Raw genomic sequence first — 21,475 nt, forward strand, 5'->3', positions numbered from 1 at the left:
GAGACGGGTGAACGTCGCAGAGTAAAGGAGATGGTCAACAGAAGGAGCCGAGCGGCTGCGACGCCGCGTCGCTGCCGTACCCCGGCATGGCGGTACGGCACAATGCGGCCTCATGGTCGATCATCGGGGGTGGCGGTTGGCCGCCGCTTGCGTCCCGCTTCTCCTGGTCTGCGGCGTACTGGTCGGCTGCGGCGGTCCGCGTGCCGACGGGTCTCCCGTACGCCGGGTGCCGCCCGCGGTGACGACGTCGAGTACGCCCGCCCGGTCCGCGACCGAGGTCGAGGTCGAGAACGCCAGGCCGGGAACGCCCGACTGGCGGGTCCGCAAGGTCGGTTCGGAGCACGAGATCGAGGGCTTCGCCGACCACGTGAGCGTGCTTCCCGGCGAGTCGTTCCGGCTGTTCGTGTCGACGACCACCAAGGGCTTCACGGTGGAGGCGTTCCGGATGGGCTGGTACGGCGGTGCCCTGGCCCGCCGGGTCTGGGCCGCACCGCGCCGGCCCGGGATCGAGCAGGCTCCGGCCAGGGTCGAGGGGCGGACCAACACGGTGACGGCACCGTGGAAGCCTTCGCTGACCGTACCGACCCAGGACTGGCCCGCCGGGTCGTACCTGCTGCGGCTGCGGGCCGACTCGGGAGCGCAGCGCTACGTGCCGATCACCGTGCGCTCCAGCGACCTGGCCGGCAAGATCGCGATCTTGAACGGGACCACCACCTGGCAGGCGTACAACCTGTGGGGCGGTCACAGTCTGTACGAGGGACCGTACGGTTACGAGAGCCGCTCCCGCGCGGTCAGCTTCGACCGGCCGTACGACAAGGACGGCGCGGTGAAGTTCATGGCGTACGAGCAGCCGGCCATCGCACTCGCCGAGCGGCTCGGGCTGCCGCTCGCCTACACCACCGACAACGACCTGCACGCCCGGCCCGGACTGCTCGACCAGGCCCGCGGACTGGCGGTGCTGGGGCACGACGAGTACTGGTCGACGGAGATGCGCAAGGCGACGACCAGGGCGCGGGACGCGGGGATGAACATCGCCTTCCTCGGCGCCAACGAGGTCAACCGGCACATCCGGTTCGACGCCACGAAACTGGGCGAGGACCGGCTGGTGATCTGCTACAAGGGGATGGACGACCCGATCGCCGCCAAGCGTCCCGCCGAGGTCACCATCGACTGGCGTTTGGCGGCCAAGCCGTGGCCCGAGAGCGATCTCACCGGGGTCTTCTACGAGTGCAATCCGGCCGAGGCCGCCTATGTGGTCACCCGGCCGCGGCACTGGTTGTTCGCCGGTACGAGGGTGCGGAAGGGCCAGCGGTTCCCCGGGATGGTCGGGCCCGAGTACGACCGGGTCGATCTGCGGGTGAAGACCCCGCGGCCCATCGAGATCATTGCCCATTCCCCGGTTCGCTGCCTGAACCTCGACAGCCATGCCGACTCCGCCTACTACACCGTACCGAGCGGAGCGGGGGTCTTCGCGGCGGGCACCATGCGGTGGGTCTGCGCGATGCGCGGGAGGAGATGCGGCCACGGGGTGACCGACTCGGCCAAGCACTTCGTCGAACGGGTGACCGAAACGCTGCTGCGCGGAATGGCGGCGGGTCCGCTCGGGCTCGCGCATCCGGCGCGTGACAACGCCGAGCGCGTCGGGTCCTAGGATGCGCTGTGCACCGGTGAGTTGGAATGGCACGGCCCATTACCGCAACCTCGGGGAGCCCTGGGGATGGCGCTGGCGGGCGGTCAGCCGTACGGCCCCTTGAAAGGACGAGATGCGGCGAGCGCCGCTCGCTTGGCGCCGCTGCGCCGCAGAATGATGATCAGGAAGATGATGAACGCCAGCAGCATCAGGCCACCGGCGACGAACATGAGGAGGCCCAACATGCCCAGCACGGTGCCGTCGGGCTTCACCATCAATTCGCCATCGACGCCCTGGCAGTTCACGATGGCCGTGCCGGTAGCCGGTGACATGAACGACCCGGTGTATCGGTAGGACCGGCCGGCCACGGACTCGGTCGTCGGCGCGCTCCAGGAATTCTTAAGGGCAACGGACCCGGACCCGTCAGCCGCGGCGACCCCGCAGGACGTGGGCTTGGCGGCGGAGTCCTCGACGTAGACGAAGTAGCGATGGCCCTCGACAAGATAGATCCGGGCTCCCGCCGCCGCGGAACCCGTCGCCTCGGGATCGTCGCTGACCCGCAGGCTGCCGAAGTTGAGGATGACGAAGACCACGAGCCCGACCACCGCGACCAGGGTCAGGGCACCGGGAAGCACATACCAGCCCGCCGCCGGCCGGATGGGCGCCGTCGTCCGGATGGGCGCCGCCGTCTGCGGCGGCGGACCCGCCGGTACTCCGGGCGAGCTCGCCCCAGGCCACATGTGACCGCCCCCAATCCGCACCAACCCGGCAATCCGCCCCGCCGATCAGACCTTCCCATCGAACCTTGGTAACGGCAAACCGTTCGTTACGAGCTGGTGAGTAGGTCATGCACCGGTGCGGCAGTCGGGGTGACGAGAGCGGCTATGTCACGCGTGCGGTTCCAGGCCCGCAAGCCTCGCCCGGGTCTCCGTAGCCGTTGGATCGCGCAGAGCCTCCTGCAGGTCTGCGGCCTTGCTCCAGCAGTCCCGTGCGCCGTCCGCGTCGCCGGACTCCAGGAGCAGTTCGCCCAGCGGCAGGAGTCCCAGCGTTTCGCTGCGCTGGTCCCCGAACCGCCTGAACACCTCTACGGCCGACCGAAGGTGTGCAACCGCTTCAACCCGGCGGCCGAGGTCGGTGAGGCTCTCGGCCAATGCGACCTTGCCCCACGCGACGGTCCAGGTGTCCTGGATGTCCTCGAAGGTCGCCACGGCTTCCGCCCCGTAGGCCACGGCGCTTGACAGGTCGCCGACTGACCGAGCGCACTTTCCAAGGCTGAGCAGCGACATCCCCTCGCCTCGCCGGAAGTCGCTCGATCGAAACACCGACAGCGCCGAATCGAAGAGCTCAGCTGCCGCATCGAAGTTCTCTTGCGCTTCTTGGACCAGCCCAAGTCCACGCAGCGCGAACCCCTCAAGCCATCCCACCGAAAGATCGTGGGCAAGACGTGCGACGTGTTCGTACATATCCGTCGCTTCCACCCATCGACCGAGTCGCCAGGCAACGTCACCCAGCATGACCCGGTTGGTCGCCTCACCCAATGGGTCCCCCAAGGCAAGCGCTGACTGCAGACCGATCCGGTGGTTGTTCTCCCAATCCGAGACGTGCGACTGCAGCTCGTAGAATCCCGTCGTGGCCATCGGCAGCTTCCAGCCGATGTCGTACTGCCCCAGTTCGATCGCTTGCCGAAGTGCGGCAAGGAGATTCAGCCGTTCCGTTTCGAACCATCGCATCGCCTCGGGCCCGTCCGCGAATGCCTCAGTGACCTCGACCTGGCCCGCCGGGACCAGCGGAACGGCCGGCGAGTACGGCAGGTACGCGCGTCTCGCGGCATCAGCAGTGAGCAAGTACCAGCTCAACACACGACGTACGGCTTGCGTCCGTTCCTCCTGCGTCTCATCCGCAAGGGCACGCTCTACTGAGTAAGACCTCAACAGATCGTGCAGCCGGAACCGGTTGACCGTGATCTCCTGCAGGAGATGCGCGTCGGCCAGCGCGCGCAGCCTGCGCTTGGCGCCCGCGACGCCGATCCCCATGAGGGCAGCGGCGGCTTCGATCCCGATCTCCCCGCCGGCATGCAGTCCCAGCCGCCGGAATGCCTGCCGCAGGGCCGGATCCAAGGCCTGATAGGACCAGGAGAAGACCGCACGTACGTCAGTCAGCTCGTCTTCGTCCGATGCGAGGGCATCGAGCCGGTGCTGCTCACCAACGATCTCTTCAACCAGCTCTGCCATCGAAAGCCGAGGCCGGCCGGCCGCACGCTCGGCGACGACCCTGAGAGCGAGCGGCAGATGGCCACAGAGTTCGGCGACTCGCAAAGCGCTGGAAGACTTGGCTTCGATCCTGGCACTCCCTACCGCTTCCGACAGGAGCCGAACGGACTCCTCGGGCGACAGCGTGTCCAGCGTCACGCGTACTGCTCCTTCCCTCGCGACCAAACCCGGGAGCGCACTTCGGCTTGTCACTACGACACAGCACTGGGGCGACGCCGGCAGCAACTGACGGACCTGCGCCGACGAGGACGCATTGTCGATGAGCACGAGCATGCGTTTCCCATCGAGAAGAGACCGGAAAAGCGCGGCCTGGGCATCCGTCTCGCATCTCCAGGTGTACGGCTGACTCCGTACACCTGGCGAACGTCTCATCTAAGACCGGTTGCTCCGCCACTACATGCCTCCTGGAGGATCGCTCGCATACGCGCTGGAAGCCTGACGACCTTCTCGTGTCCCGCTATGGGACTTTCCGCCTCAACTTCGGCCAAAGTGGCACCGTCAGTGACCTCCCATCCCTGGACAATGAAGTCCCCGGTGGCCTCGTCAACCCATACCGAAGGACAGTTGCCCCCTGCGGTGTCAGGGTCTATGCCAATGAACCGTAGCGCCATGACTGCCTCCTTGGTGGTGTTCGTGCAGGCGTTGAGTACTTTGAGATTCGCCTGGCAACACAGGCCAGTCAAGGGTTTGTGTAGTTTATGACATTTCGTGCCGGGCACAATCGATGGTTAGGGTGACGAGTTACAACATCGTTGGATGGATCTAAGGGAGTCATGTTCAAGGCAGGCGACGCCGCAGCCAGATTGCTGCTCGTTGACTCCTGGTGCGGGCAGGACAGCGTCCCGATCCTCGGCCCCGGGAACGGCCTTACGGAAGATCAGGGTTGGCGTGTCGCCAGGCGGCGCCTGGCAGCTCTCGCGTCGCCCCGTCGCTACTACGCAGCACGATATCCGGCAATTCCGTGGCGAACCCGATGTCGTGGAACGTGTACCCGTGGCCCTCAAAAATCTTCTTGAGCTCTTCCAGATATTCCTCGGGCACGGTGAATATCAACTGAAAATCCACCGAGTCGCCGAGGATGAGGGACGTCACTTCGATATTGCTCAGTTCGGCGACCTCCCTCACCACGTCCAAGACCGGCAGTGCTTTCTCCTCTACAATGAACCCGACGCCGCTGCGGGCCGCGATCGATTCAATTCCCGCCTTGAGCCCGTCAGAGGAGTCTTGGCAGCTTGTCGCCAGTCCGCTGGTGCTCAGGCACCGTCCCTGACCGACCAGTGCCTGTGGCCTCCTCCAGGAGTTGAGAAGGACCTTCTCGGCGGCCGCAGATATCGCACCGTCAGCGATGTGCGGCTTGGTGAAGTACTTCTGTGCCGCCGCCGCGATCCCCGTCGGCCCCGTGACGCACAGCCGGTCACCTGGACGGGCTCCGCTGCGCAGAAGTGAACCTCCGGACTCGACGACACCCATCGCCGAGGCCGAGAGAATCAGGCGTTCGGCCGTGCCGATGTCGCCACCCACATTTGGCGCGCCAACCAACTCACAGGCATCGTTGATGCCACGCAATACCTGGGCGAACTGTTCGTCAGGCATCGTCTTCGGATATCGGATGACTGACAGCAGAGCGATGGGCTGGGCGCCCATCGCGGCGATGTCGCTGAAGTTCGCCATCGCCAGGTAGTAGCCCACGTCATAGTCATCGAGGTAGCCGAGTTCGTAGAGGATGAACTTGGATCCCCGGACATAGTCGGATCCCAGGACTATCTCTTGGGAACCGTCCATGCGGAACACCGCGCAGTCGTCTTGTGCGTCGGCACCGACCAGCAGTTGCACGGTTTCACCGTTGGAAAGGCGGTGTGACCGGCCGGCCTGGCCGGCGAACATCGTGCTGATGATGTTGGCGAGCCGGGTGGGTTCGTCGGAGGCCGGACTCGTCGTTGACATGTCGGAATTCGCCTCTCTGCCACGGATTTTCTTAGTACGGAAGGATGCGCCAGTCTGCCGTCCGATTGAGGGTGATTCTAAGGAGTTCTTTACGGACTACAACAGCGTAATCCCACTCCGGGTCGGCGATCCCGAGTAACCGACCGGCCACCGATCTCAAATACTGTCGGCGCATCTTGCGCGCTACACCATACACCCGATGTCTCATCCTGTCTCTACAATAGAAATACGGCAGTCCACGGTCCCCTAGATCTTTTAATTCCCTTAGATCAGCCAACTCCGAGGCGATCAGGCCATCCCGAGTCATCACCCTGTGCACGCCGTCCAGTCGCAAGGGGAGAACGTGCATATGAGCGTGCGTAATGCACCCTGAACCCTCCATAACCTGCGATGACCCGTGTTCCATGATCACCGGCTCGCTGAACGTCGCCGCATACTGGTCAAATATCTCACTTAGCAGGCCCTCGACCTCTTCCACGTGATCGCGGACCACCTCTCCGAAGCTGAGATAATGATCGTTTGAAGCCAGTAGCAGATGGCCGACCACCAGAGGTGACATGTCAGCCAGCAACGTGAGGTTGTCACTACGGCAGATGACTCTGCTGTCGGGATCTCCCTGATACGTGCGCGTGAAGTCAGTATCGGCCGCGCCGGACAGCTCTTGGCAGAGGTCCGCGCCAGCACAAGAGCCAACTCGTGATTCGGACATCGAGTACCAGCCAATTCCGGAGCGACATGCCTACCATTTACGGGTGGGCCGTAACGTCAGATTCAATGTATTTACCGCCGCCCGACATGTGAGATACATTGAAGCACACCCTGGGCTAATCGGTAAGCCCTGAGATTGGAGTCTGGGTGATGCATTTGGCCGTGGCCCGGAGCATGGATCGGAGTGTGATCCTGCTGGCCACTGTCGCACTGGCGAGCAAACAGTATGAACTTCCGTCCAAATCGTTTTGGGATTCCCTCGGCGGAGGCCGGGCATTCTTGCTTATAGGTCTCACCATCCTGGCCGGGGTGTTTGGAATCCTCAGCCCCTTTGAGGCCTACTCCCGTAGGGGTATGCTCGCCCAGCGGGTCACGATGAGAAGGCAGATCCTCACGGCATTCGGTCAGCTTCTTTCGCTGGGCACGGCAGCGAACCGATCGGTTCCCATCAGTGACCCGGGCCTGCACATCTGGAAGAAGAAGCACACGCTGAAGCATCCGGTGCAAGGCGAGCTCCGCAGGGTCGCAACCTACCGGCTCGGTTCCACCCCGGCGACCCGAACGATGCGGCCGACACGTGGTGTAGGGGTCGTCGGGCTGTGCTGGCAGCTCAATCAGGAAGTGAGCAAGAACGTCGAGCAGCTCGTTACCCTATTAACAGATCAGCAAAGTTTCGAGACATACCGGCAGGAGCATGGCCTTCAGGCCGTCATGGGCCTTTCCTGGGAAGATTTCAACCGATTTAGCCATCGGGGCGCGGTTTTTGCCAGCCCGATCAGAAACGCCCGCTCAAGCTTCGTCGGCTGCATCAGCTTCGATGCAGCGCATGGATATGATGACCTGAACTGCCACCGGATGTGGCACGAACTCAACACCCTCTGCACGATGATCAGCCAGGATGGATTCGAGAATGTTTGAGTCGGGCCAGGTCCACAATGGTCCTGCGGATCCGAAGGCGATCACGATTGCGACCTGCGGTACATATGATGCGATGGCGGTTGAATACGCGGACGTCACCGACGACTATGCCAAGTTTCCAGGACTCAGAGACGAAGCATTGGCATTTGAGAAAATGCTACCGCTAGGGCTTCCGGTGCTAGACCTAGGTTGTGGCGGCGGCCGAGACAGCCGGCTGCTGGCGGATCTTGGCCGACAGATCGTGGCCGCAGACTTCGGGATGTCCATGCTGCAGTGCGCACGGTCACGGTCGTCCGGTCAAGCTCGCGATCTGCATTTTGTTCGTCTTGACATGCTCGAACTTCCCTTTCCGGCCAATCGATTTGGCGGGGTTTGGGCTTCAGGTAGCCTCTTGCACCTACCTTCGACAGCGATCGTGAGCGCTCTGTCCGAGATCTTCCGGACGCTGGCGCCAGGAGGGGTCGCCGCCATCAGCATGCGCGCCGGAGCGGGTGAGGGCTGGAGAGTGGGTGGCACCTTGGCAGGACGCCGCTGGTTCACACTTGTCGATCCCGGAGATTTCACTTCCCAGATGAAGCGGATCGGCTTTCGCCACATACGAATCCGAAACACAGGTCGGAAGGATTGGTTCGTCGCAATCGGCGAAAAATAGCCGAGCCTATCTCCAACTGTCCGGATCCCAGTTGGGTGTCGCCTTGCGGATGCCCCCTCTTGCATCCTTGACATCACCGAAATATCTCGGAATCAGATGGATATGGAGGTGGTCGACACTACGTCCCGCAGCACGCCCCTCGTTCACGCCGATCGTGTACCCATGCGGCGGATCATACTCCTCGATCAATACCTTTCGTGCTTCCAGAATTAGCGCGTAAGCATCAAGGAGTTCCGGGTCGGTGAGGTCAAAAAAGGACTCAGTATGCCTTTTAGAAACTATCTCTACGTGGCCAGGTGCAGATGGATAGTTGTCATATCTTGCAAAGAAAGTGGTGTTCTCGCACACGATCGTGTTAAGCGCCGGATCATGGCGGCGGCAAAAGATACAGTCATCCACCTGAGGGTCTACCTGGTCGGTTTGGTGGGATGTCGCGACTACCCCAAAACGCTTAGGGTAGATTCTCCTCACGAGGCCCTGTAGATGCTTGAGTAGTACGAGTGTCTTGTTCCGGTTTCGCTGGCCTGGTCTCGTACCTGCACCGGACATGGGTCGGATCTCCTCAAGAGATGCGGATGGGCCGTGCCCGTAGTCTGCCCGATGTGGCCGTGGGTACGGAGTGGATTGCATCACTCCTCTGGAGGGTAACCGACCTCCTGCGGAGAGACTTGGAGGCGAGCATGAGCTCGCCATGAGTGCCCGGTTGCGCACCTCACCAGCGGCATGGCACTTGCCGCAGCTCAGCAGGCTAATCACGGCCTACCACCCAGGGACCTCTGATTGGCGAAATGATTCTCCTAAAAACGGTCTGATGCAGAAATGAATCTGCACTCGGCTGACTAAGCGGCCAAAAGACCGGTCTGCAAGATTGTGGTGACTCATTGTAATTAATCGGCAGTGATGCCGGCATGACAGGAGGTATGCGCTCGTCATGACGCCTGGATCGATCGGCCTGCCGACGGCTGAACTGCCCGGCCATTGCCGACGGCCGATGACTCACATGGCTACGACGAGACGCTGGGCCAGCGTTCGCACCTCGAACAGAGCGCCGCAGCTCGTCCACCGCCTCCGGGGGCGCCCTCGACCATCACACCAAAGCTCCATGCCGAACAGTTCCGCACATGCTCATGGCCGCACTGTCCTCAGCCTCCGTTCACCTGCGGCGGGCTGTCAACGACGGTGACCTTTGCGCTGCGCCGATGAGGTGAGCCCGCTGCCGGCCGAGGCCGCCGGTGCGGTGCCCGTCATCGGCACCGCACCGGACGGGCCGCGCGACTGAAGAGCCCTGGCTGCCGGCTCAGGATTCGCCTGTCATGACGCCGTGCATCCGCAAATGCGGTGCGGCGTCGTCCGGCCGGTTCTGCCGCTGCAGCGTACGGCCGAGCAGCAGGTGAGCGTACGCCTCGGCCGGGTCCCGCTCCAGAACCCGCCGCAGCTCGCCCTCGGCCCTGCGCAGCTGGGCGGAGTGGTAGTACGAGCGGGCGAGAAGCAGTCGTACCGACAGGTTGCCGGGGTCCTCGGCGAGGACCTCGGACAGAATCCGAGCCGCGTTGGTGTAGTCCTCGAGCTCGAAGAACAACGTTCCGCGCCGGTACTCCTCAGCAAGCGTGGTGGTCCGCATCCGTCACTCCTCTCGGCCCATCCCTTCGGGCTCCGTCGTCACCGAGAACGTAATTGAATCTAAAACTATTTCGTTGTCCGCCCGCGGCCGCTCCCCCCGGCGAGGCCCGGTTCGGTGTGCCGCACGCTGCGGCCGTTCCGGTGGGGTGTCGAGCAGGCCCGCGGCACGCAGGGCGGCGGCGTGTTCCGGGCGGTGGGCGGCGTCTCCGCAGGCTCCGGGTGCTGCACGCGGGTCACGGATACAGGGCGACGGACTGCAGCGGATTGCCGAACCGACGCGACGGAGTGGTCAGCGAAGGAAATCGGTGATGAACCGTGTCCGTTCTGCTACGGGGGCGCGGGGGAGGTGCACCAGTTCGTAGCCATAAGCGGTGTAGGTCGCGACCATGAACTCGTAGGTGCGTTCGGCCTCGGCATGGGACTGCTTGCGTTCGCTGTCCTGTTCGTAGATCTCCGGCCACGGGGGTGCGATGAAAACGCGAGGGTGGTACCGGATCGTCTTTGCAGCGGCGTGGAGATGGTCCGGGACCGGCAGCCCCTCCAGTCGCAGGTAGCCCACGATGTCCGGGACCCCGCGGTCGAAGAAGACCGGCGCCTTCTGCTCGACCGCCATCCGGTAGGAACGCAGTTCCCAGCAGAGCATCAGTTCAGCGAACAAGGTCGGATCGGTCCACGGCAGCGCGGGCCCGCCGATCGCCACCTGGTCCTGGATGATCCCGCGCCCCGCCTCGAGGGAACGTGCGTAGCCCATCTCCTGAAGCTGGGCGATCAAGGTGCTCTTCCCCGACCCGGGCCCTCCGGTGATGACGACGAACTGCTCCGACTCCGGTGCCATTCAGTAGAACTCCGTTATCTCGCAAACCGGTCACGTCCAACGCAGAAGGTGCCCAAGGTCATTGCGACGAACGACCTGGACACCCCTCCGTCATCGCGCATGGCCACCCCACCAGGGCAGGATCGGCGGGAGGTCCACGAACGTGCGGCGAGGGGCCTTCGGCAGTGGATCATGGCCGTCATCGTCGTCCCACCGGCGACCGTACTGGTCGGGGATATCGCCCCATCCCAAGTACGGCACGGGCCGGCCGGGCGCCCTGCCGAGTTCCTCCATGGGGTCGATGCGCTGGTCGTCCACAGTGCACAGGTGTGCCCAGTCGTCGCCCAGGTCGAAGACGTACGCGAACCGCTCGCCGGCCGCCAGGCGGCTGAGCCTGGTCGTGTCGCCGTCCAGGGTGCCCTCGGGCGCGTCGCCGTCCCACCGCTCCAGGCGGCTGAGACCGGTGCCGTCGGCGAGGGTGAACATGTGCAGATGGGCCAGGTCCCAGCGCGCGAACGCAAGGTCGATGGCCTCGGCGAGCTCCGCGAACGAATGAGAACTGGCGGCCGCGAAGACCCGGCCAGGCCGTGGCCAGTACGTCTCGCCCCGGCCCGATACCAGCTCGACGCGAATCGACAACCACGTACGCGCCATCGTCTCGCGCCTCTCAGCCGTCGGGGTTTCGGGAACGGCACGATGTAAGTGCCCCTGTGTCAGCCTTCCTCCTGCCGAGCGGGTGGGCCACGCGCCGCCCGGCGGTACTCCGCAAGAGTCAGTACACGCATTGCGCCCGGCGGGCCTCCGAGCGCCTCGTCGGACTCCCGTCATGGAATTCCGGTGGGACTGAGCGAGGTGCGACTACTGGCCTGTATCCCTAACTGCTAGGTCTGCGGCCGACTGATGTTGACCATCCACGACACGCCGAACTTGTCCACGCACATGCCGAACTCATCACCCCAGACCTGCTTCTCCATGGGCACCGTGATGGACCCGCCTGCGGAGAGCTTGTCCCAGTAGCCGCGCAGGTGGTCGTCGTCGCCGCTGAGACTCACTGAGCAGCCCGTCATGGGCTCGTATTTCATGTCGCGGGTGACATCGGCGGCCATGATCGTGTAGCCGCCGTCGGTCTCGAGTATCCCGTGCATGATCCGATCGGCGTCCGGTGAGTCCGGAGCGCCGAGCTCGGCGAAGGTATGGAAGGCGGGCTTGCCGCCGAACACGCTCGCGTAAAACTCGATCGCCTGGCGGGCGTTGCCGTTGAACGTCAAGTACGGGTTCAGCTGAGAGGACATGACTCCTCCTAGAACTGTGGGCTTTGGCCGAGAGCCCGCACGGCCGGAGACCCGGCCGGGGGACCCTGTCACGGCCGCCTAACTTCGACTTTATCGATGAGCCTGCGACCATATTCAGGGGACCTCGCTGAACGACCTGACCAGTGCCATGGGGATCGCCTCGGCCAGCATCTGTGCCTGCTTCGGCAGCAAGGAGGCGCTGTTTCGCGAGACCGTGGCGCGGTACGGCACGACCGCGGGAGTTGCGCGTGCGGGAGCACATGCTGCTGGGCGCGATCGTCACCAAGATCTGGTGGTGGAGCACGCCGGACAAGTACGCGGGCCAGGAGCGCTTCGAGACCTTCGAGGAAGCGAAGGCTTACAACAGAATCGCCAACAAGCTCATCGCCACCACTACCACCGGCCGCCGCCACGAGTTCGCCGCGCTCCAGCTGATCTGCGCCGTCGCGCTGAGCACCGGCCTCCTGCTGTCGGTCGTACCCCCTCGCGTTACTGGCGATCGGCTTCCTGCACAGCCCCTGGCCGGCCGGACCGATCTGGCTCGTGCCCACCATCGCGGTCGCGGTGGCCTGCATCGCCTTCCTCACCATGGCGCTCCCCACCCGCCGGGCGCTGCGCACCCCACCGGCCCAGGCCCTCACCCGCGGCTGACGGCAGTACGGCGCCGGCACGGCGGCCTGCCTCGGAGGCCTGACCGCCGTACCGGCGCCCGATCCTCCGACCCGCGAACTTCCGATTCCACTCCCGAAGGCGCTTTTCTCTGCTCGCCGCCACCCTGATCGGCGCCCCCGCGCACGGCTTCGTCCCCGGCGAACGGCCGGAATCGTCATGGGTCGCCGCCGCCACTGATGGCGACCCACAGCCGCGCGGCGGGATCCGCGGCCAGTTCAACCTCGTCGATGCCTTCGGTGAGTGGATCTGGAACGAGGGCAGGCCGGCGGACATCCCGTTCCTCGACACCCGCCGCGTGGCCGTCCTGGACCCGCCCCCGTACCCCGCGCTCCTGGAACACCGGGCGGGTCTACCCCTTGATGCGGCCGACCGTCGCTCTGGACCGGATGTTGTCACCCGACGAGGCCGCCCGCTGGACTGCCAAGATCGCCCCGGACACCAGGGCCCGCTGACTCGGCAGAAACGTGGCCGATGTTCGGCGCCGATCGTGTGTCTCTTGACCGTTCCTGGTGCGCCAAGTCGTCTACTCTGGGACGTAGATCGTAAGCCACTCGGCTCCGCGCGGCCGATATCCGTAACGATCCCTCAGCCCGGCGGTAACGGCGGGGATGTGTCCTGCCCCGTAGACCACAGCCACTGTGATCGCCTCGTCACCGCGGTCCGCGTGGATCTTCCCGAGCGCGTCGAGCAGCATCTGGTCGCGTCGGCTGCTCAACGCGTCCCTTATGGGCCCCTCGGCCCGCGCCTCCGCACGCCGAGTCGACGGCAGATCCTCGACCACCAGGTCCTCGTCGAAGAAGGCGCGCGGACCGCGCCACGCGAACACCAGACCCATCACGGGTGCGGAGAGCAACAGCAGCAGATACATCCATCGTGGCAGCCTTCTGAGGTCGGCTATGGACTCGGCCGCGGTCACGTCCGCATTGATCACGGGTACACCGGCGGGCAGCAGTGCTGCGTTCTTCTGCTCCTCCAAGCCGTTGCGGCGTCGGCGCGGGGCGAGCCGGTAGGCAAGTGTGAGGGTGCTCGCCTGGCGGGACTTGCCCCGAAGCCCCTCGGCGACGATGACGTCGCACTCCTTAAGCCGTGTGCGTACGTCGGCGTAGAACGCCGGCGAGGCCACGTGGAACATCGGGAAGAGCACGAACTTCAAGGGCGTATCCTTCCGCCGCATTGTGATCACAGCGGATCGAACCGCAAAGCCGGTCACTTCTATGATCTGCATGACCCCCCCGCACTCCGGCTAAACGCCTGCCGCAAATATCGGGCCGGTCCTCACGCCGGTCAATACGTGGGCCAAGTCCGGCGGGCCTACCCAGGACTCCGGTTCCGGCGTCACTTCACGTCGGTGACGCGGCCGAGCAGGTTCTCGGGCAGCAAGCAGCCGACATCGGCACCTGCCTTGCCAGCGGGGGTGGGTCAGCGCCCTTGCCGGCCCCACGAGGGTAGGAGCGGTGGGAGATCGGCGAACGTACTGCGGACCAACGTCACCAGGCCAGCGCCCCCTCGACCCGGAAAGTACAGATGGGGGTAGTCGCCATGCACGTATCCTTCCCACCGGATCTCTCTGCTGGGGTAACCTGTCGAACCTACGAACCGTAATCGAACGTACGTTTGAAGCTGGGGTGGAGCGTGGAGATGGGGGGTTCACCCACGTACTCTGACGAGATGGAGACGGTCAGACTTGAGGAGTGGGCCGCATTGGTCGCGCTACTCCAGGTTCGGCCTCAGGACATGCGCTGGGGCGAGATCACTGCCGAGGTCCTCGAGGCCGGCAGTGCCCTTGAAGTCTGGCATCGGCTCATGCCCGCCACGCTGGTGGACCTTCCAGGGGAACCCGATCCCATAGAATCGGCTGCTCGGGACATCGACCTGTGGGCGGATCAGGGCCACACGCTGCTGACAATCCTCGACGAAGGCTATCCGTCACGACTGCGCGGCATCCACCAGGCCCCTCCGGTCCTGTTCGCACGCGGGTCCACCACGCCCGATGACGTCGCCGTCTCGGTGGTCGGTTCTCGAAAGGCCTCCGATCACGGACTCGAGATCGCGACCAACGTGGCTCACGAACTGGCCTCGCGGGGTGTGACCGTGGTGGCAGGCCTGGCTCTCGGCATCGATACGGCAGCACACCGCGCGGCCCTCGCCGCCGGCGGGCGCACAGTCGCCATCATCGGAACCGGTATCAACAAGGTCTACCCGGCCGCGAACCGGGATCTCCACGAGAAGATCGCCTCTCATGGCCTGCTGCTCTCTCAGTTCTGGCCCGACGCACCACCGCAGAAACACAGCTTCTTGATGCGCAACGCGACCATGTCGGGCTACGGGATGGCCACAGTCGTAGTAGAGGCAGGTGAGCAGAGCGGCGCACGCGCCCAAGCTCGAATGGCCGTGGAGCATGGCCGACCGGTGATCCTGACCGACCTGGTCGTCAAACGAAATGAGTGGGCCCAAGCGCTCGTCGGCCGACCCGGCGTCCACGTGGCCGACAGCCTATCCTCAGTGATGAACGTCATCGATGAACTGAACAGAGAGGGCACGCTTGTGGACGCCGAATTGCGGCGGCTTGTCGCTACCTGAACATGCTTGAGCCGGCATTCGGGGCGCGGTTGCGCGCCGCCCTGGTCTCCACTGCGGGGGGCTACCTCCGTAATTCCGTACGACAGGATCGTGTCACCTGCGCTATCTGCACCACACCGGTCGACGGCTTCAGGTACTGCTATCCGTGCAACTCACATCGTGTCCACGGTCGGCTTGCCGACACCGTTGCGTTTTTGACGTACGCCGTGGCCGGCGATCAGTCCGGTTACGTCATGCGCGGTTACAAGGCCCAGGTGCCTGTCCAGGAGCACTACAGGGTTGTGGCCATGCTCGCTCTCCTCGGCCTTTCGATGCATGGCACCTGTCCCGACGCGCTCCTGGACACCCCGGTGACCCACTGGGCAACCGTTCCTTCACTGCCAGCCAAGCCGGGAGAGCATCCCTTTCACCGGATCGTCAGTAACGCGGCAAGCGGACTCGAGGTGCCTCTGACCGCCGCCGCCAAGGTCGTTGATCCCCGCGCTGTCAATCCCGATCACTTCAGCACAGGCGCACGACTGCCCGCCAACTCCCATGTGCTTCTGATGGACGATACTTGGACACAAGGAGGCCACGCTCAGTCCGCCGTTCTGGCGCTGCGCAAGGCAGGCGCGATGCGCGTCTCCGTACTGGTGGTCGCGCGCTGGATCAAACAAGGGTTCGGCGACAACGTCCAGTTCTTGCGCGATATTTCGGGTCTCGACTTCGATCCGGAGATCTGCCCTTGGACCGGTGAAGGCTGCCCCTGACGCGGTCCATACTCGCCCCGGACCGTCATAGCGGGGCAGCAGTGGCGACAACTCGCTCTGGAGGCGGCAGCGGTCGGGGCAAATGACCGGATCAGATCTCGGGGACGGGTGATCCGGTGTTGGCCTTCGAGCCGAGCAGTGCGCGGAAGCCCTCACCCAGACTGCGGCCGTGCGTCCAGCCGCGCGCTCGATACCGTCGATGTCGACCGTCGGCCAACTGAGCGCCATGCGACCGGAGTCAGTGGCCGCCGGCGCTGACCTTTTCGGCGACGGCGAACAGGAAGTCCTCGCGACCGGGACTGGTGACGAGCTGGAGTCCGGCCGGCAGCGAGCCCACCATGCCGACCGGCACGCTGAGTGCCGGTAGGCCGAACACGTTGAATGGGCTGGTCATCGACAGCATCGCCGGCCGGACGCCGACGGCCGTGCCGTTGATCTCAGTGGTTCGCGCTCCGAGGGGCGGTGCGACCAGCGGTGTGGTCGGCAGTGCCAGTACGTCGTAGCGGGACAGCAGCGCCGACATCTCATTCTGCAGCCGGCCGCGGTCGCGGAGCGCCCGCACGTATCGCCACCCCGCGGTCTCGGCCGCCAGTTTGAGACGGTCGAGCACCTCGGGATCGAACAGCGCGGCATCGGCTGCCACGCGGTCGGCGTGCTCGGCGTACGCCTCACTGCCCTGGATCGCGAAGTACGTCTCGCTCATCCCGGCGGCCTCGGGGAGCTCGACCTCCTCGACCTCGGCACCGACGGGCGAGAGCGCCGCCCGCGCCAGCCGTTCGATGTCGTGGTCGGTCTCGAACAACGCGTCCGGTCGTACCCAGCCGATGCGACGCAGGTCCACGCCGGGGCCGCCGGGCTCGGCCGGCAGATCGGCCAGAACGCGGTAGGCCACCCGGCAGTCATCGGCGGTACGGGCGAGCACACCGACGTCGTCCAGCGTCGGGGCGAGCGGGAACACCCCATCGACCGGGATGACGCCATGCGCCGGCTTGAACCCGGCGACACCGCACAGAGCCGCCGGAATGCGAACCGACCCCCCTGTGTCGGTGCCGAGGGCGACCGGCACCATCCCGGCCGCGACGGCCACGGCGCTGCCGCCGCTGGAGCCGCCGGACATCCGGGCCGGGTCGTGCGGGTTGCGCGAGGGGCCATTGGCCGAGCGATCACCGAACGGGCCGTACGCGAACTCGTGCGTCGTGGTCTTGCCGACGATGACGGCGCCCGCGGTCCGGAGCCGGCGGACGCACTCGGCGTCCACCGTGGACACATGGTCGGCGAAGTGGGCCGAACCCATCGTCGTCGGAAGCCCCTCGACCTCGATGATGTCCTTGATCCCCACCGGGATGCCATGCAGCGGACCGCGGTCGACACCGGCGGCGAGTTCGGCGTCCGCCCGCCGCGCGGCGGCCAGGGCATACTCGGGAGCCACGGTGACGAAGGCACCCAGGTCCGCGTCGAGTTCGGCGATCGACGCCAGCGCGCCCTCGACGGCCCCGACCGCCGTCACCGTGCCCGTACGCATCGCGCGGCCGAAGTCAGCCACCGTACGACCGGCGAAGTAGCCTGTCCTGCCCGGCTGGGCCTGCCGGGCTTGCACGTATCGCTCAGTTTCCATGGAATCCGGCCTCGCCGCCGTACAGGTGTGGTGCGGATACAGATCGACATGGATGATCGGCCGGCTGCCCGGCACCCGCTGAGGCGGGTGCCGGGCAGCCGTATGGTCAGCCGTGCTGTGCGACCCTCAGTGGGAAGGTGCCGTTGCCGACGTTGCTGAGCGTGGTGGTGTTCGCCGCCAGGTACTGGTCCAGGTACGGCGAGCGGTCACCCTGGGTCGGCGCGTCGGACCGCGGGTCCTGCACGGCCAGGGCGAGCCGTGCGTCGGAGACCGTGATCGTTTGGCCCGAGGGAACGTCCCGCCAGCCGTTTGAGGTGATAGTCCCGATCTGAACCCCCAGCCGGTGCCCTCGCTCGAAGGTCCAGTCTGTCGCCTTCAGGGCGAACGAGGTGGATCCACCGTTTTCCAGCAGTGCGACGTTCTCGTCGAACATCGTCGCCGTGCCGTTCGGAGCGACGTCCCACAGTCGCACGTTCACGTTGCCCTGGCCGGTGGCCTTCAGCGTGATCTGCGGCGTGCCCGTGATCCGCACCTGCTCGGAGGCGGGCGTGGACCAGGTCCAGTAACTGCCGCCGGGTGCGTCGGCGCGGTACGGACTCGGCTGGGCTTGTGACAGCGGGCCGACCAGCGGCGCGTCCTCGATGTCCCAGCCCTTGGCCTGCGGCGCCGTCATCGGCAGGGCCCCATTGTGCGCGGTGCCGCCGTCGTCGACGTACTGCCCGGACGACAGCCGCACCCGGTACGAGGTGTTGCTCACCGGCCAGGTCGCCTGGGCCCGCCAGTGGGCGAGGCTGTCTTCGATGGCGAACGCCGGGTCGGTCACTGACGGGTCGGTGCCGCGGAGGTACTGGTCGTAGAACCGCATCACCTCATCGAACCAGCCCGCCCGTCCCATCTTGAGCTGACCCTTGTCGTTGGTCTCGTTGCCCCGCACATGCTCCCATTGACCGAGCCAACCGCGCTCCGGGCCCTGATGGTTGGCCAGGTACTTCCCCATGTCCTCGGGCTTGGTGTTGGGCTCGAGGAAGCCCGACGTGACAAACAGCGGCGTCTGGGTCCCGGCGGCGCGGGCGGCGAAATCGCGGGCACGCCAGAACGGCGACTTCGGGTCGGGGTTCTGGGTGTGGGTGAGGTTGTCACTCTCGCACTCGGGGTGGCTCTTCTCGTACGCCGCGTTCGCCTTGTACCGGTCGCTGTCATCACTCAGCGGCGGCATCGTCGCGATCGAGAAATATCCCCGAGGGGTGCTGGTCACGTTGGAACGCGGCACCCCATTGCTGAACAGGTAGTTGTACCTGTTCCACGTCGGTTGTTGGGCAACAATCGCCCGCAAAGGCTTGAGCTTGAGGACATTGCCCGCCAACCCGGTGTTGGCGTCGTACGACTTGCCGTACATGCCCACCTTGCCGGTCGACCAGGGCTGGCCGGCCGACCACTGTACGGCCGCCTTGATGTCGGCCTGCTCCCCCGGGCCGAGAAAGTCCAGGCATCCGGTGCTCCCGCCGAAGCCGCGCAGGTCGACCATCACGAAGGTGTAGCCACGCGCCATCAGGTCGGCGCCGTCGACGAAGTCCTGGAAGCGCGCCGATGGTCCGACCTGGTCCCAGCCCTCGGGATCAGTCTGCCCCGCGTGCGCGAAGTAGGGACCCACCGCGAGGATCACCGGCGTCTTCGCTCCGGCCGGCAGGTGTGCTGGGCGTAGCACGTCGGCGTGCAGTTCGACATCGCTGCCGTCCGAGGATGGGAAGTACGCCTCCGTCCACGCAGCGCCCTCGGGAACCCGTGGGTTCTGCTCATGGGTGATCGGGGCGTCAGATGCCGCAGACGCCGGAGCGGTCTGTGCCACCGCGGGCAAACCGCCCGCAGTCAGGGGGGTGATGGTGGCCAGTGCACTGGCCGCCGCGACGGCCGATGCCTTCTTGCGAAAGCTCATACAAGCTCCACTGAAATCAGCTCCAGACGTTGCCCGCCCGGGTTGCCTAGCGACAGTAAAATCTTTCTCCGGAGTTGTCGATCTTCTTTCGCCTCGGATTCAGCCACCCCGAACGCGCCGCCACTGCCGTCTCCTTCATCCGCGGTCGAAATCGCAGGGCCTATCAGCAGCGATGACGCAGCGTGTTTTCGGTATGACTGTTCTTCGCGCCTTCGGCCTGCACCGAGCGATGAACCCACATGACCGATTCTGGAAATTCGGGCTGACCGAAATGGCCCTTAATACACCGTCCGCTGGATTACACGGACCACTGGATCGTCGCCGGCAAGGCGGGCACTCGACCCGGTCGGTACGCATCCAGCCCGCCACGATCGGCTTATTCCTCGATCGCCCTGATGAGGACGGCTGGCGTCTCCGGCTGCAGTCGGCCCTGCGGGAGTACTTCTCCGAGCGGCATCGAGACGATGTCCAGGGTCGGTGCCCCATGCCGATGGCGGCCATCGATGCCGCTCGCAGCGAAGACACCGTGACGGTGTTCGCCGAGGAGGTGACGAAGATGGCGGAGGCGTTCGAGACCGGCGGCGATCCCACAGGGCCGCGGGCCCCGCGACGCGGCGCTCGGCTCGCTGGCCCTGACGGTGGGCGGCATGATCTTGGCCCAGGCCACCAAGGGGACACCGCTCGCCGACGAGATCCTGGAATCGGCGTCACGTTACGGCGCCGCCGCGCTCGAGGCATTGGAGGGACAGGCATGAGCGGCAAAGGGACTTGATTGTCGTCGTGCAGAGCATCTTGATGCTGGCGCGGCTCCCTAACCAACCAGAGAACGGTCGATCATGTACTGCGGGAGGGATCCCGGATACGTGCCGCGATACCGACCTCGCGATGGGTGAGGGAGAGAGGAAACCGGCCGGCTCGGTGGCAAGGCGGCATCGCCCGGCTCTGTCCACAGGTTGTGGATGGCGATCGAAGACCGTGGACCGTCTCAGGGGGACTCGTCGACGAGGTGCGCGTTCCATACGGCCGCCGCCGGCTCGTGAGAATCGACTCCGGAGAAGAAGGAATCGGCCAACGCGGCGTAGTCCGGCTCATCGACGCCCGTGACCTCGATGAATTTTGGCCGGTACACGGCGAAGCCCTGGGTGCTTGGCTGTGGCCGGTAGGGAATGGCCATCTTCATGGACCGAGGCGCCGGGAGATACTCGACGGCGTCGACGATCAAAGCATCGATCCGTCCCGCGTCGAGGTGAAGGTAGGCGTCGACGACGAGCGCCGCGCGAACCCAGCCGTCCCGACCCGCCTCCAATGCTTCTTGGCCGGCTCTCGCGGCATCGCCGACATCGTCGAATGCGAGGCGGTCCATGCCTTGACCGCCGTCCACGTGCGCATAGCCGAGCATCGGAATCAACGTCTCCCCGTCGGAGACGCTCCAGACGCCGTGGGCGGCATAGAACCCTGCCATCTTGGCGATCTCATACATGGGCGGCCAGCGTACCGGCGCGCGGCGCGGGACAGGCTTGGCCGGTGGACGACCGGAAACCTATTCGCTGATCCGCGAACCGGGGGCGGGTGGCTCGGTCACCATCACCTGGGCCGGGCGCAGGAGGTGGTCACCGACCCGGTAGCCGGGGGCCAAGATCTTGCTGCAGGTCGCGCGGGCGACCTCGGTTGAGCGCGCGTGAGAGAGCGCCTCGTGGCGAGCGGGATCGAAGGGCTCGCCGGCTTCGCCGAAGGCCTGCAGGCCGAGCGCCGCGAGTTCGGCTTCCAGCGTCTGGGCGACCTGCTGGAAGCCGCCGTGGACCGCACCGAGCTCGCGGGCCCGGGCGAGGGCGTCCAGGACGGGCAGCAGGCCGCGGAGCACGTTCGCCACGGCGGCCTCGCCGACGGCCAGGCGGTCGCGGCGGACTCGCTTGCGGTAGTTGTCGTACTCGGCCTTGACCCGCTGCAGGTCCGCGGTGCGCTCGGCGAGCCGCGCCTCCAGCTCGTCGACCCGTGACCTCGCGGGGGGCCCGTCCGCTGTGGCCTTCGGCACGGGAGCCGGCCTTGAGCGATGCGGTGCCCCGGGCAGGGCCGGGGTC

General features: G+C 65.5%; 20 protein-coding genes. 5 read left to right on the forward strand and 15 right to left on the reverse strand.

All coding sequences use genetic code 11. The features are described from left to right. Positions 1–112 precede the first annotated feature (112 nt). Positions 113–1,651 (forward strand): N,N-dimethylformamidase beta subunit family domain-containing protein, encoded by a 1,539-nt coding sequence (locus HKK74_RS07075; protein ID WP_222721952.1) that lies wholly within the window; start codon positions 113–115, stop codon positions 1,649–1,651. A gap of 83 nt (positions 1,652–1,734) precedes the next feature. Here HKK74_RS07075 and HKK74_RS07080 read toward each other — a convergent pair whose 3' ends face one another. From HKK74_RS07080 to HKK74_RS07095, 4 genes are all read right to left on the reverse strand, one after another. Next, positions 1,735–2,370, reverse strand: coding sequence for a hypothetical protein (locus tag HKK74_RS07080; RefSeq protein WP_187242249.1), 636 nt, complete (start codon positions 2,368–2,370; stop codon positions 1,735–1,737). 147 nt (positions 2,371–2,517) lie between these two features. Next, on the reverse strand, positions 2,518–4,038 hold the full coding sequence (locus HKK74_RS07085) for a tetratricopeptide repeat protein (RefSeq protein ID WP_486303392.1): 1,521 nt from the start codon (positions 4,036–4,038) through the stop codon (positions 2,518–2,520). Between the two features lie 729 nt (positions 4,039–4,767). Beyond that, positions 4,768–5,844, reverse strand: a complete 1,077-nt coding sequence (thiL, locus tag HKK74_RS07090) for a thiamine-phosphate kinase (protein WP_187242251.1) — start codon at positions 5,842–5,844, stop codon at positions 4,768–4,770. A 31-nt stretch (positions 5,845–5,875) separates the two neighbouring features. After that, positions 5,876–6,553 (reverse strand): HIT domain-containing protein, encoded by a 678-nt coding sequence (locus HKK74_RS07095; protein ID WP_187242252.1) that lies wholly within the window; start codon positions 6,551–6,553, stop codon positions 5,876–5,878. 185 nt (positions 6,554–6,738) lie between these two features. Between HKK74_RS07095 and HKK74_RS07100 the strand changes: the two genes are divergently transcribed. Together HKK74_RS07100 and HKK74_RS07105 are read left to right on the forward strand one after the other, a co-directional pair. Next, positions 6,739–7,470, forward strand: a complete 732-nt coding sequence (locus tag HKK74_RS07100) for a hypothetical protein (protein ID WP_187242253.1) — start codon at positions 6,739–6,741, stop codon at positions 7,468–7,470. Beyond that, a complete protein-coding gene (locus HKK74_RS07105) occupies positions 7,463–8,122 on the forward strand; it encodes a class I SAM-dependent methyltransferase (protein WP_187242254.1) in 660 nt (219 codons plus the stop codon). The genes HKK74_RS07100 and HKK74_RS07105 overlap by 8 nt, the downstream gene beginning before the upstream one ends. A gap of 6 nt (positions 8,123–8,128) precedes the next feature. Here HKK74_RS07105 and HKK74_RS07110 read toward each other — a convergent pair whose 3' ends face one another. The 7 genes from HKK74_RS07110 to HKK74_RS07140 form a co-directional block, all read right to left on the reverse strand. Then, positions 8,129–8,521 (reverse strand): HIT family protein, encoded by a 393-nt coding sequence (locus tag HKK74_RS07110; RefSeq protein WP_222721953.1) that lies wholly within the window; start codon positions 8,519–8,521, stop codon positions 8,129–8,131. Positions 8,522–9,419: 898 nt separating this feature from the next. After that, complete coding sequence (locus HKK74_RS07115) at positions 9,420–9,743, reverse strand: tetratricopeptide repeat protein (RefSeq protein WP_187242256.1); 324 nt, start codon at positions 9,741–9,743, stop codon at positions 9,420–9,422. A gap of 288 nt (positions 9,744–10,031) precedes the next feature. Beyond that, the gene (locus HKK74_RS07120; RefSeq protein ID WP_187242257.1) at positions 10,032–10,577 is read right to left on the reverse strand and encodes an AAA family ATPase; all 546 of its coding nucleotides are present in this window, start codon (positions 10,575–10,577) and stop codon (positions 10,032–10,034) included. A 90-nt stretch (positions 10,578–10,667) separates the two neighbouring features. Next, positions 10,668–11,210, reverse strand: a complete 543-nt coding sequence (locus HKK74_RS07125; RefSeq protein ID WP_187242258.1) for an IS1096 element passenger TnpR family protein — start codon at positions 11,208–11,210, stop codon at positions 10,668–10,670. 227 nt (positions 11,211–11,437) lie between these two features. Continuing rightward, positions 11,438–11,848 (reverse strand): VOC family protein, encoded by a 411-nt coding sequence (locus HKK74_RS07130; protein ID WP_187242259.1) that lies wholly within the window; start codon positions 11,846–11,848, stop codon positions 11,438–11,440. Positions 11,849–12,674: 826 nt separating this feature from the next. Then, entirely contained in the window at positions 12,675–12,860 is a 186-nt protein-coding gene (locus HKK74_RS07135) for a hypothetical protein (RefSeq protein ID WP_187242260.1), read from the reverse strand. Between the two features lie 183 nt (positions 12,861–13,043). Continuing rightward, on the reverse strand, positions 13,044–13,673 hold the full coding sequence (locus HKK74_RS07140; protein WP_187242261.1) for a hypothetical protein: 630 nt from the start codon (positions 13,671–13,673) through the stop codon (positions 13,044–13,046). Between the two features lie 515 nt (positions 13,674–14,188). Between HKK74_RS07140 and HKK74_RS07145 the strand changes: the two genes are divergently transcribed. Together HKK74_RS07145 and HKK74_RS07150 are read left to right on the forward strand one after the other, a co-directional pair. After that, positions 14,189–15,100 carry a DNA-processing protein DprA gene (locus tag HKK74_RS07145; protein WP_187242262.1) on the forward strand — a complete coding sequence of 304 codons (912 nt, stop codon included), beginning with the start codon at positions 14,189–14,191 and terminating at the stop codon, positions 15,098–15,100. A 194-nt stretch (positions 15,101–15,294) separates the two neighbouring features. Further along, entirely contained in the window at positions 15,295–15,849 is a 555-nt protein-coding gene (locus HKK74_RS07150) for a hypothetical protein (protein WP_187242263.1), read from the forward strand. Positions 15,850–16,087: 238 nt separating this feature from the next. On the opposite strand, the gene HKK74_RS07155 is transcribed toward HKK74_RS07150, so the two are convergent. The 4 genes from HKK74_RS07155 to grpE all read right to left on the reverse strand — a co-directional run bounded on the left by HKK74_RS07155 (position 16,088) and on the right by grpE (position 21,429). Continuing rightward, positions 16,088–17,464 (reverse strand): amidase, encoded by a 1,377-nt coding sequence (locus HKK74_RS07155; RefSeq protein ID WP_187242264.1) that lies wholly within the window; start codon positions 17,462–17,464, stop codon positions 16,088–16,090. Positions 17,465–17,570: 106 nt separating this feature from the next. Continuing rightward, positions 17,571–19,397 carry a CocE/NonD family hydrolase gene (locus HKK74_RS07160; RefSeq protein WP_187242265.1) on the reverse strand — a complete coding sequence of 609 codons (1,827 nt, stop codon included), beginning with the start codon at positions 19,395–19,397 and terminating at the stop codon, positions 17,571–17,573. A gap of 985 nt (positions 19,398–20,382) precedes the next feature. After that, on the reverse strand, positions 20,383–20,877 hold the full coding sequence (locus tag HKK74_RS07165) for a hypothetical protein (protein ID WP_187242266.1): 495 nt from the start codon (positions 20,875–20,877) through the stop codon (positions 20,383–20,385). Positions 20,878–20,937: 60 nt separating this feature from the next. Continuing rightward, positions 20,938–21,429 carry a nucleotide exchange factor GrpE gene (grpE, locus tag HKK74_RS07170; protein WP_312881312.1) on the reverse strand — a complete coding sequence of 164 codons (492 nt, stop codon included), beginning with the start codon at positions 21,427–21,429 and terminating at the stop codon, positions 20,938–20,940. Positions 21,430–21,475: the final 46 nt, after the last annotated feature.

The sequence above is a fragment of the Actinomadura alba genome (assembly GCF_014323705.1).
GTDB classification, from domain to species: domain Bacteria; phylum Actinomycetota; class Actinomycetes; order Streptosporangiales; family Streptosporangiaceae; genus Actinomadura_C; species Actinomadura_C alba.